Raw genomic sequence first — 9256 nt, forward strand, 5'->3', positions numbered from 1 at the left:
CAGATGACGCGCGCGGCTCGCGGCGAGCGTCCGCGATCCAGCCAGGTGCACCTCAGCGCGGGCGGATCTTGGTGCCGACGCCCTCGTCGGTGAACAGATCCAGCAGCACCGCGTGCTCGACGCGCCCGTCCAAAATGTGAGCGGCGCGCACCCCCGCCTTCACCGCCTCCAGGGCGCAGCGCACCTTGGGCAGCATGCCCCCGGCGATGACACCGTCGCCGATCAGGCGCTCGACGCGACTCAGCTCCAGCTCGCGGATCAGCTCACCCTCGGCGTCGATGATGCCCGCGGTGTTGGTGAGCAGGATCAGCTTCTCCGCGCCCAGCACCTCGGCGACCTTACCGGCCACGAGATCCGCATTGATGTTGTACGAGAAGCCGTCGGCGCCGACGCCGATGGGCGCAATGACCGGGATGAAATTCCCGCCCACCAGCATATCGACGACGCCCACGTCGATACTCTCCACCTCGCCGACATGGCCCAGGTCGATGATCTCCGGCGCGGACAGCTCGGGCGCATCACGGCGCAGCAGCATCTTGCGCGCCCGAATCAGGTCTCCGTCCTTGCCCGTCAGGCCCACCGCGTGACCGCCGTGCCGGTTGATGAGATTGACGATCTCTTTATTGACCAGCCCGCCCAGGACCATCTCCACCACGTCCATGGTCTCGCTGTCGGTGACCCGCATGCCGTCGACGAACCGGCTCGCCTTGCCGAGGCGCTCCAGGACCTCGCCGATCTGTGGGCCGCCGCCATGCACCAGCACCGGATTCAGCCCCACGAGCTTCATCAGCACGATATCGCGCGCAAAGCCCTCCTTGAGCCGCTGCTCCACCATCGCGTTGCCGCCGTACTTGATGACCATGGTCTTGCCGGCGAAGCGACGGATGTACGGCAGGGCCTCGATGAGCACCCGGGCGATATTGCGGGCGCGATCTTCCGGCAGGGACATGACTTGGATTCCTCGTTGAAGACGGCGACATGGGGCCGCGGCGCCGCGCGTGCCAACAGGCGTCGGCACAGATTCTGGGGCTCGTGCGATTGCCCGGTGATCCGCATCGATGCGCAACATCCGGCCCGGCTGCGTGATCGCGGGGCGGGCCAGCCGCCGCCCAACCCGCGAAAACCAAACATGCAGGGGCGATGGCGGACCTGCTAAAGACGCCCGCTGTGACCGAAACCGCCGCTGCCGCGCGCCGACTCGGCGAAATCCGCCACCACCTCCAGCTCGGCATGCACCACGGGCACGAGCACCAGCTGGGCGATGCGCTCGCCCACCTCGATGCGAAAGGGATGATCGCCGCGGTTCCAGCAGGAAATCAACAGCTCCCCCTGATAGTCCGCGTCGATCAACCCCACCAGATTACCCAGCACGATGCCGTGACGGTGCCCGAGGCCCGAGCGCGGCAGGATCATGGCCGCCAGCCCCGGCTCGGCGATGTGCACCGCCAGGCCCGTGGGCAGCAGCTCTGCGGCACCCGGTGCGAGCTCGATCGGCGCCTGTGGCAGCGCGCGCAAATCCATGCCCGCGGCGCCCTCGGTGGCATAGGCCGGCAGCGGAAAGTCCCGCCCGAGCCGAGGGTCCAAAATCTTAACTTGAAGCCGATGTCGCATAGCGTTCCGCAATCAGTGCCACGAGTGCCGTCGCCAGCGCGGGCTTCGGCATCAGGGCCAGCGACTTGCCCCCGCCCGGCCAGAGGACCGTCAGGGCGTTGTCGTCCGCCTCGAACCCGCCGGCGGCGGCGCCGACCCGATTGGCGGCGATCATGTCGAGACCCTTGCGCGCCAGTTTCTCGCGCGCATGCCGCTCAATGGCCTCGGTTTCGGCGGCAAATCCCACGGTGAACGGCTTATCGGGGCGGGCCGCCACCTCGGCGAGGATGTCGGCGTTGCGCACGAGCGCGAGGGTCAGGTGATCGGCGTCCTTCTTGAGCTTGGCCGGCCACGGCGCCGCCGGGCGATAGTCGGCCACAGCCGCGGCGGCGATGAACAGGGCGCAGTCGGCCACCCGCGCCATCACCGCCGCGTGCATCTCGGCGGCGCTTTCCACCGACACCCGGCTGACCCCGGCGGGGCACGGCAAGTGCACCGGCCCCGAGATCAGCGTCACCCGGGCGCCGGCGCGGGCCAGCGCCGCCGCCAGTGCATAGCCCATTTTGCCCGAGCTGCGATTGCCAACGAAGCGCACGGGATCGATGGCCTCGCGCGTGGGCCCCGCCGTCAAGAGGACCGGAACACCCGCGAGCGCCCGCTCGGTATCGACCACGCCTGCGAGCATCGTCGCCGCAATGTCCGCCGGCTCCAGCATCCGCCCCGGCCCCGTGTCACCGCAGGCCTGCGCGCCGCTGGCGGGCCCGAGCAGGCGGCAGCCGTGCTGCGCGAGTCGATGCACATTGGCCAGCGTCGCCGGATGCAGCCACATCTGCTGGTTCATGGCCGGCGCGATGGTGACCGGTGCTGTCGTCGCCAAGACCAGGGTGGTGAGCAGATCATCGGCCAAGCCATGGGCCAGGCGCGCGATGAGATGGGCCGTGGCCGGCGCCAGCAATACCGCATCGGCCCAGCGCGCCAGGGCGATGTGGTCCATGCCGGCCTCGGCCTCGGGCGCCAGTAAGTCGCTGCGCACCGGCCGCCCCGAGACGGCCTGCAGGGTCAGGGGCGTCACAAAGGATGCCGCCGCCGCCGTCATGACCACCTGCACCGCGGCACCGCCCGCCACCAGGCGCCGCACCAGCTCCGGCGTCTTGTATGCGGCGATACCGCCGCTCACACCCAACAGAATCTTCGGAGAGCCTTGCTCGGACACGATGCTCGCTGAGGCGGCTGGACAACGCGGCTTTCGATCAGCCCGGGATTGTAGCGCAGTCGACATCGCCGATGCGGCATACCGCGAGCCAGCCTCCACCCATAGGACCCGACTCGCAGATCGCTGCTTGGCTTCGCGTGTACGGTCGGTTAACCTGCCCCCATCGCCACCATCAGCAGCCACTGCCAGGGGAGATGCCCAGATGTCGATCAGTGATTGGCCGGAACAAGAGCGGCCGCGGGAGAAGCTGCTGTCCCGGGGCGCGGAAGCGCTCGACGACGCGGAGCTACTGGCCATTTTCCTGCGCACCGGTGTCCAGGGCCGCAGCGCCGTCGACCTCGCCCGGGATCTGCTCGCAGACTTCGGCGGGCTCGTGGGCCTGTTGTCTGCGAGCCAAACCGCGTTTTGCGCCGGCAACGGCCTGGGCACGGCCAAGTACGCACAGCTGCAGGCGACGCTCGAGCTGAGCCGGCGCTACCTGCGCAACGAAATCGCCGAGCGCGATGTGCTCACGAGCCCCGAAGCCGTGCGCAATTATCTAAAGAGTCAACTGCGCGTACATCCGCACGAGGTCTTCGCCTGCCTGTTCCTCGACAACCGCCATCGCGTCATCGAATACCGCGAGCTGTTCCGCGGCACCATCGATGGCGCGAGCGTGCACCCGCGGGAAGTCGTCCGCGAGGCCATGCGCTGGAACGCCGCCGCCGTGATCTTCGCCCACAACCATCCCTCGGGCGTGGCCGAGCCGAGCCAGGCCGATTTGCGTATCACACAGCGACTACAGGATGCACTCGCGCTGGTGGACGTGCGCGTGCTCGACCACATCATCATCGGCGAGGGCGATGGCACATCCTTTGCCGAGCGCGGACTGCTGTGAGGCCGGCCCCGACGAACCTGGCATCCACGCGTACCCAACCCCTTGAAGATATGGCCGGAGAGGGGTATTCTGACCGGCTTTGCGGCCGAATACTTAATCGATCCCGCTTGTCCTGCGCCCCGCACGACGCCAGGCCCGCACGCCGCAGCGCCGGCTGCCGCGGCCAGCAGGCGACCCAAACAAGCGACCCAAGCAAGCGACTCAAGCAAGCGACCCAAACCCAGGAGCCTCGGGCCATGTCCAAAGTCTGTCAGGTGACCGGCAAGCGCCCGGTCACCGGAAACAACGTCTCCCACGCGCACAATAAAACCCGCCGGCGTTTTCTGCCGAACCTGCACTACCATCGCTTTTGGGTGGAGAGCGAGAAGCGCTGGGTGCGTCTGCGCGTCTCCACCAAAGGCATGCGCATCATCGACAAGCTTGGCATCGATGCGGTGCTCGGCGATCTGCGCGCCCGCGGCGAACGGATCTAAGCCTCCGGGGCGCAAACAACGCCCGGGGCGCCGCCCCCGCACCGCGGCATCCGCCCGCCGTTTATCATCCAGCAACGCGCGTTACGAGGTTCAACGCCCATGGCCAAGGCAGCACGCGAGAAGATCCGCCTCAATTCGAGCGCCGGAACCGGTCACTTCTACACCACCACCAAGAACAAGCGCAATCAGCCGGGGAAGATGGAAATCAAGAAATTCGACCCGGTGGCTCGCAAGCACGTCATGTACAAGGAAGGCAAAATCAAATAGCCGCACACACGCGGCCGCCAAGCCGCCGTGTCTCGTTTCAAAAGCCCGCCGCCGCGGGCTTTTGTCGTTTAGGGCCACAAGAGCGCATCGACCATACCCGGCGTCGACCCGGCACGACGCTCACTCACCGCATCAGCCAGTCCCCGGCGCACGCATTGCGCCACACCGGGTGTCAGCGGTGCGCCCTCAAGGGCGTCACAGACGCCGGCGTATCAGTGTCCGGCGGGCATCCCCGCCAGGGCAAATCCGCGCAGCTGCCGCGAGAAGCGCTCCAGGGCGTGAATGCCGGTGGTCTCCGCCTGATGGCACCAATTCTGCAGCTGCTGCAGCAGCGCCTCCTGGGAGGGGGCATTGCGCTCCCAGATCTGATGCAGGCGCTCGTTGAACTGATAGACCACGGCGAGCTCCCGGCTCTGCGCAAGGAGTTGCTCCAGCCGCCGTCGGCTGCTCTCGTCGAGCTGGCTCCAGGTGCGCGCGAGCATGCGTGCGGCGCGTCGCGGGGAAATGCCGCAGGCGTCCTGCGCGTCGCTGCTCAGCGCCTCGCGCGTCACCGGTCGCAGCACATCCAGACTGAAGCGTCTGACGACGTGCATGCGGCCCACCAGCAAAGCCCGCAGCGTATCCAGATCGATGGTGCACTTACCCTCGATGAACCGCGGCGCAGGCGCCACGCGCTTGACCCGCGCAAGCCGCAGTGCGCTCAGGCTGCGGATATACAGCCAGCCGACGTCCAGTTCCCAGCGTCGCATGGACAACCGCGCCGACGACGGAAACGCGTGGTGGTTGTTGTGCAGCTCTTCGCCGCCGATGAGCACGCCCCAGGGCAGAATATTGGTGGCAGCATCCGTGGTCTCGAAATTGCGATACCCCCAATAGTGGCCGACACCGTTGACGACGCCTGCGGCGAGTATCGGAATCCATAGCATCTGCACGGCCCACACGGTGAGCCCGTAAACGCCGAAGAGCAGCAGATCCAGCACCAGCATGAGGCCGACGCCGTGCCAACTGAAACGGCTGTAGACATTGCGCTCCAGCCAGTCGTCGGGCGTGCCATGGCCATATCGGACCATGTCATCGGCGTTCCTGCCCGCGGCCATGTAAAGCTCGGCGCCGCGCCAGAAGACGGTTTTCAGCCCCAGCACCTGCGGGCTGTGCGGATCCTGCGCGGTCTCGCAATGGGCGTGGTGCTTGCGATGCACAGCCACCCACTGCCGGGTCACCATGCCCGTGGTCAGCCACAGCCAAAAACGGAACACGTGGGCCACGGCGGGATGCAGGTGCAGCGCGCGGTGGGCCTGTGCACGGTGCAGGTAGATCGTCACGGCAATGATGGTGAGATGTGTCATCGCCAGCGTGGCGAGCACCGTTTGCCAAGGCGGGAGGTCCAGCAACCCCTGGTACGTCATCAAGCAAGTCCTCGGGCAATCCACAGGTGAATTCATGGTCTCCCCGGATTGTCATTATCGGTTATCCGGGAGACGAATACGGCATGCCACTATAGCCAATCAGGCCTCCTTGCACCAGCAAGGCGCCGCGCTGATCAGCCTTGCCGCAGCAGGAGGTTGCCGAACACGTCCCGCTCGGCCGTCCAATCCGGCGCCAGCCAAGTGGTGGCAACGTCATCGAGGATGACGGCCGGACCGGCCAGCCGCTCGCCGATGGCGAGCGTCGCCCGCCCGCGCAGTGGCACGGGCGTCGGGCAGCCGGCCAGCACGACGGCGGCTGCATGCCCGCCTGCACTTGCACAATCCATGGTCGGCAGCACCGGGGCGCGCGGCGGCGCCGTGAGGCGTACCCGGAGATTGACCAACTCCACCGGCAACGCCAGGGCGTGGCCATAGCGTGCGGCATGCAGCGCCTGAAACGCCGCCACGGTGCGCTGGATCCCGGTCCAGGGCACATTCAGCGTGTAGAACTGTCCGCGATAACGCAGGTCCAGACTATCCTCCCGCCGCAGGTCGCGCGGGGCGATGCCCTCCGCCGCCAGCGCGGCCCGGCCCTGATCGGCGAGCGCCGCCAGCGCGCGGCTCACCTCGGTATCGCTGCGCCCGCCCAGCGGGCCGAGCCAGGCGCGCGTCAGCAACCGCCCGGGCGGGGCCGCGAGCATGCCGAGGGCCGAGAGCACGCCGGCACGCGCGGGCACCAGCGCCCGGCGCATGCCGAGGGCCTGGGCCAGCGCGCACACATGCAGGCCGCCGGCACCGCCGAAGCAGCAGAGCCAGCCGCCGCTGGGATCGATGCCCCGCTGCACGGAGATCACACGCAGCGCCTGGGCCATGTGCGCGTTGACGATATCGATGATGCCGCGTGCCGCCGCCTCCGCCAGGGCCTGCTCGGACGCGGCCACCAGCCCCAACTGCCGGCCGAGGTCCGCCAGGGTCGAGCGGGCCGCATCCAGGTCCAGGGGCATGCGCCCGCCCAGGAAGGCGTCCGCCCGCAGGCGCCCGAGGACGAGGTTGGCGTCGGTGACGGTGGGCTCGCGGCCGCCGCGACCATAGCAGACGGGTCCGGGCTCGGCGCCGGCGGAGGCCGGGCCGACCTGAAGGGCACCGCCGGCGTCGAGGCGCGCAATGGAGCCGCCGCCGGCGCCGATGGTGTGCATGTCCACCATGGGCACCGCCACCGGCAGGCCGCCGATGCGCCCTTCCAGCGTCAGCCGCGGGGCGCCGTCCACCAGCGCCACGTCCGTGGAGGTGCCGCCCATGTCGAACGTCAGCATCTGGCCGAAACCCCCGGCGGCCGCCACAAAGCCGGCACCGGCGAGCCCGCCGGCGGGACCCGAGAGGAGCAGCCGCACCGCCGCCTCGCCGGCGGCGTCGGCGGTCAGGGTTTCGCCACTCGATTGCATCACGGCCACACCCGCACCCGGCAGCCCGGCACGCAGCCGCCGCAGATAACCGCTCACCACCGGGCCCACGCGGGCGTTGAGCCAGGTGGCGACGCCGCGCTCGTACTCCCCCATCAGCGGCAGCACCGCAGAGGACAGGGAGACGAACAGCCCGGGCGGCAAAGCGCGGGCGATGGCGCGCTCGGCGCTGGCGTCGAGGTAGGAGAAGAGCAGATTCACCGCGACCGCCTCCACGTCCAGCGCCGCCAGCGCCGCGCGCAGGGCGTCGAGGTCGTGGGGTGTCAGCGCCTCGATGGGCCGGCCGTCGGCGCCGAGACGGCCGCCGGTCTCCAGGCACAGGGCCGCTGGCACCGGCGGCGTCGCCGGCGGTGGCTGCAGATCATAGAGCGCCGCGCGGGCCTGACGCCCGATGCTGAGCAGATCCCGAAAGCCGCGGTTGGTCACAAAGGCCGTGCGTGCGCCTTTGCCTTCCAGGACGGCATTGGTGGCCACGGTGGAGCCGTGCACGATGCTGAGATCCGCCGGCGCCAGGCCCAGTTCCTGCACGCCGCGCAGGATCGCCTGCTCGGGTACCGCCGGGGTCGACGGCACCTTGTGGATGCGCAGCCCGCCGGCGTGCCAGAGGACGAAATCGGTGAAGGTGCCGCCGGTGTCGATGCCAAGCAAAGCCATGCGTCAATCCCATTGTCTGCGGTGAGCCCCCGGTGCGCCTGCACGACACCGCTGGACGAGCGTCGAGGTTACACCGGCCCGCGGTCATACCCAACGCCGATGCGTGCCGGCGCGCGCTTGGCAGGCGCCCACGCCCGCGCTATGGTCGCCGCCATGGATGCATTGCTACGAGTACACGCCCTCACGCGTCACCGCCGCCGAAACCGCCGCCCCACACGGCACCCGATCCGCGCGCAGGCGCCGGAGCACACCGCGCCGGCGGCGGACACCAGCGGACCGTTCCCGGGCCCGCGCCGCGCATCACCCGCCGCCGCCGCGCCCCTCACCGCGGCCCGGCGCAGCACAGGCCCAGTCGCCGCGGTAATGGCTCACGGCGGGCGCGTCGCGCGCTGACATGCCAGAACTGCCGGAAGTCGAAACCAGCCTGCGCGGCATCGCCCCGCACCTGCGGGGCCGACGTATCGTCCGCCTCGTGGCGCGGCAGCGGCGGCTGCGCTGGCCGGTGCCCGAGACCGTGGACGCCGCCGTGGCGGGCCAGCCCGTCGAGTCCCTCAGCCGCCGCGCCAAGTACCTCTTGCTGCACCTGCCGCGGGGAGCACTGATCCTGCACCTGGGCATGTCCGGCAGCCTGCGGGTGCTGCCGGCCACCACGCCTGCCGGGGCACACGATCACATCGACCTGGTACTGGACGACGGCCGCTGCCTGCGGCTGCGGGACCCGCGGCGCTTCGGCAGCCTGCACTGGGCGGAGCCGCCCATCGCCGCGCACCCCCTACTGGCGCGCCTGGGCCCGGAGCCCTTGTCGCCGGGCTTCGACGGCGCCCACCTCTTCCGGTTGAGCCGTGATAGCCGCGCGCCCGTCAAGAACTTCATCATGGACAGCCACGTCGTGGTGGGTGTGGGCAACATCTACGCGAGTGAGGCCCTGCATCGCGCCGGCATCCATCCCCATCGCCCGGCGGGGCGCATCGCGCTGGCCCGCCACGAGCGCCTGGCGACGAGCATCAAGACGGTGCTCGCGGCGGCCATCGCGCAGGGCGGCACCAGTCTGCGGGATTTCGTGCAGGAGGACGGCGCGCCGGGCTACTTCGCGCAGGCGCTCAAGGTCTACGGGCGCGCGGGCTTGCCCTGCCCCGGCTGCGGCGAGCCGGTGCGCCAGCAGCGCATCGGCCAGCGCTCGAGCTTCTACTGTCCGCGCTGCCAGCACTGAGCCGCGGAGCGCGCCGGCGGCAAGCAACCGCGGGCTGGGTGGCGGCGGGCGGGGGACGCCGTGAATACATCCCTGTAGGCTTCACGACCGCATCCCTGCGGTCGAG

At 69.5% G+C, this 9256-nt stretch carries 9 protein-coding genes; 4 read left to right on the forward strand and 5 right to left on the reverse strand.

Features of this window, described 5'->3' with window-relative positions; translation table 11 throughout:
• Window positions 1-52 precede the first annotated feature (52 nt).
• From argB to coaBC, 3 genes are all read right to left on the reverse strand, one after another.
• Window positions 53-949 (reverse strand): acetylglutamate kinase, encoded by an 897-nt coding sequence (argB, locus tag QZ588_RS06125; protein ID WP_295540900.1) that lies wholly within the window; start codon window positions 947-949, stop codon window positions 53-55.
• A 203-nt stretch (window positions 950-1152) separates the two neighbouring features.
• Window positions 1153-1611 (reverse strand): dUTP diphosphatase, encoded by a 459-nt coding sequence (gene dut, locus QZ588_RS06130; RefSeq protein ID WP_295540901.1) that lies wholly within the window; start codon window positions 1609-1611, stop codon window positions 1153-1155.
• Complete coding sequence (coaBC, locus tag QZ588_RS06135; RefSeq protein WP_295540915.1) at window positions 1589-2806, reverse strand: bifunctional phosphopantothenoylcysteine decarboxylase/phosphopantothenate--cysteine ligase CoaBC; 1218 nt, start codon at window positions 2804-2806, stop codon at window positions 1589-1591. Before coaBC ends, dut begins: the two co-directional genes overlap by 23 nt.
• A 199-nt stretch (window positions 2807-3005) precedes the next feature.
• Between coaBC and radC the strand changes: the two genes are divergently transcribed.
• The 3 genes from radC to rpmG all read left to right on the forward strand — a co-directional run bounded on the left by radC (window position 3006) and on the right by rpmG (window position 4420).
• The gene (gene radC / locus QZ588_RS06140) at window positions 3006-3680 is read left to right on the forward strand and encodes a DNA repair protein RadC (protein ID WP_295540903.1); all 675 of its coding nucleotides are present in this window, start codon (window positions 3006-3008) and stop codon (window positions 3678-3680) included.
• 236 nt (window positions 3681-3916) lie between these two features.
• Window positions 3917-4153, forward strand: a complete 237-nt coding sequence (gene rpmB, locus QZ588_RS06145) for a 50S ribosomal protein L28 (RefSeq protein ID WP_295540905.1) — start codon at window positions 3917-3919, stop codon at window positions 4151-4153.
• Window positions 4154-4252: 99 nt separating this feature from the next.
• The gene (gene rpmG, locus QZ588_RS06150) at window positions 4253-4420 is read left to right on the forward strand and encodes a 50S ribosomal protein L33 (protein ID WP_058555420.1); all 168 of its coding nucleotides are present in this window, start codon (window positions 4253-4255) and stop codon (window positions 4418-4420) included.
• Window positions 4421-4632: 212 nt separating this feature from the next.
• On the opposite strand, the gene QZ588_RS06155 is transcribed toward rpmG, so the two are convergent.
• Both QZ588_RS06155 and QZ588_RS06160 read right to left on the reverse strand, forming a co-directional pair.
• The gene (locus tag QZ588_RS06155) at window positions 4633-5826 is read right to left on the reverse strand and encodes a fatty acid desaturase (RefSeq protein ID WP_295540908.1); all 1194 of its coding nucleotides are present in this window, start codon (window positions 5824-5826) and stop codon (window positions 4633-4635) included.
• Window positions 5827-5960: 134 nt separating this feature from the next.
• Window positions 5961-7940 carry a hydantoinase/oxoprolinase family protein gene (locus QZ588_RS06160; protein WP_295540909.1) on the reverse strand — a complete coding sequence of 660 codons (1980 nt, stop codon included), beginning with the start codon at window positions 7938-7940 and terminating at the stop codon, window positions 5961-5963.
• Window positions 7941-8334: 394 nt separating this feature from the next.
• Between QZ588_RS06160 and mutM the strand changes: the two genes are divergently transcribed.
• Window positions 8335-9150 carry a bifunctional DNA-formamidopyrimidine glycosylase/DNA-(apurinic or apyrimidinic site) lyase gene (gene mutM / locus QZ588_RS06165; protein ID WP_295540911.1) on the forward strand — a complete coding sequence of 272 codons (816 nt, stop codon included), beginning with the start codon at window positions 8335-8337 and terminating at the stop codon, window positions 9148-9150.
• Window positions 9151-9256: the final 106 nt, after the last annotated feature.

Origin of the sequence: uncultured Thiohalocapsa sp. (genome assembly GCF_913062725.1) — a bacterium.
Taxonomy (GTDB): domain Bacteria; phylum Pseudomonadota; class Gammaproteobacteria; order Chromatiales; family Chromatiaceae; genus Thiohalocapsa.